The sequence below is a fragment of the Acinetobacter sp. UBA5934 genome, assembly GCF_002430855.1.
Classification (GTDB): domain Bacteria; phylum Pseudomonadota; class Gammaproteobacteria; order Pseudomonadales; family Moraxellaceae; genus Acinetobacter.
This window is the reverse complement of the sequence record NZ_DJDC01000047.1, coordinates 10122-10407: the sequence shown is the minus strand read 5'-3', so window position 1 is coordinate 10407 and position 286 is coordinate 10122. Positions and strand designations below refer to the sequence as shown.

Genomic DNA, 286 nt, shown 5'->3' with positions numbered 1-286 from the left:
ACTGCCCTTTTTAAACTGGACATTGTTACATAACTATGGCGCAGCCTTTAGTTTCCTGTCCGATGCCGGTGGATGGCAACGTTATTTCTTTACTTCGCTGGCAGCATTAGTGTCTGTAATTTTTGTATTTTGGCTGATGCGTATGCCGAAAAAAACTGTGGTTCTACCTATGGCAATTGCCCTGATTTTGGGCGGCGCCATCGGTAACTTGATTGACCGGGTATCCTTAGGTTATGTGGTCGATTTTATTCACGTTTATTACAACAACAGCCACTTCCCTGCTTTT

General features: G+C 43.7%; 1 protein-coding gene. It reads left to right on the top strand.

The window, feature by feature from the left end; genetic code table 11:
* Positions 1-286: signal peptidase II (gene lspA, locus B2Y23_RS03370; protein WP_291369026.1), on the top strand; the 286-nt coding region annotated here is incomplete at both ends.